This window comes from Stenotrophomonas sp. (assembly GCF_050737575.1).
Taxonomy (GTDB): Bacteria; Pseudomonadota; Gammaproteobacteria; order Xanthomonadales; family Xanthomonadaceae; genus Stenotrophomonas.
Genome location: NZ_JBOHXW010000025.1, coordinates 1 through 1,192, shown reverse-complemented (window position 1 = coordinate 1,192; position 1,192 = coordinate 1). Strand labels below are relative to the sequence as shown.

1 protein-coding gene is annotated in these 1,192 nt (G+C 67.5%); it reads left to right on the top strand.

Features of this window, described 5'->3' with window-relative positions; translation table 11 throughout:
* Positions 1 to 122 precede the first annotated feature (122 nt).
* Positions 123 to 1,192: hypothetical protein (locus tag ACREP4_RS16975; RefSeq protein ID WP_431597377.1), on the top strand; the 1,070-nt coding region annotated here is incomplete at its 3' end.

Sequence of the window (1,192 nt, the reverse complement as noted above, 5' to 3'; positions counted from 1 at the left end):
GGCGGACAAGTGCGCAAACTCTGTATTTCAGACACCTTCACCTGCGGCAGTACGCTCAGCTTTTCGTTGCGTAAACGCGTGAACAGGGCACAAAGGGGGGGCAAGCAAAAGTGGACGAGTGCGTGCGCAAAGTCACCGAGCTGGAGATCCGCCGGCTGATCCTCGGCATGGATCGCAAAGACCTGGCCGTCCAACTCGAGCTGTGCTGCGAGGAGGGTGGGGGGATCAACGCCCGGACGCTGCGGCGTTGGGAGGCCCGCCTGCACCGGCCGTTCCAGTTGTTCCGGCGAGCGTTGTGCAAGTACTTCGACGTCGGCTGGGTCGCACAGCTGGGGATTGGAGATACGTTCGAGTCTGCTCGGTGGTGGACGTGGATGACCGAAGACGAATGGATCGAAGAGGTGAACCGTCGCAAAGCGTTGGAGGTCCTCGGGTCGTCTGGACTGTTGCTGCCGGCCTCCAACCTGACTGCTGTCGCGCAGTTGCTGGAGGGGCGGTCGCGTATCGGCGCTGGTGATCTGGCGATTTCGGCGCGGACCGCAACCGACATCGCCGGCGCCTACGCGGACACCCCGGACACGGAGGTGGTCCGGTCGGCGAAAGCGCACGCCTACACGCTGCTCGACCTGCTTGAGCGCGCAACGATGAGCGATGCCATCAGGGCGCGGCTGGAGGGGATCGCGTCCGATGCGGCGTGCCTGGCGGGTTACGGTGAGATGAACGCTGGCCGGCTGGTAGAGGCGGAGGCCTGGTTCGAAGATGCGTTGCGGTTGGCGCGGCAGGCGGGTGACCGGCGGCTGGAGGCGCTGACGCTGGTCGGCTGCGCGTGGAACCTTGTGTACGGCCCTGACCCTGATCAAACCAAGGTCGTTGCGGCGCTCGAGGCCGCCGCCGGGTTCCACCCATTCCTCCCGCCCGTAGCGCGCGCGTATGTGTTCGGGAGCCTGGCCCGCGAGCGCGCGGCGCTCGGGGACGACCTGGTCTCGGGGCGGTTCTTGGAGCATGCGCGGGCTGCTGCGGCGCTCGCCCGGTACGAGGGGCCTGGTTGGGGTTGGTGGTCCACCCAGGGAGAGCTCGCTGGCTGGGAACACGGCCCTCGCCCGCTCTACACGGGGGTGCGGTCGTTGCGGCTCGGGCGCCCGGCCGAGGCGCTCGAGCTGTTCGGCGATGAGCTGGAGCGCGCGACCAGTCC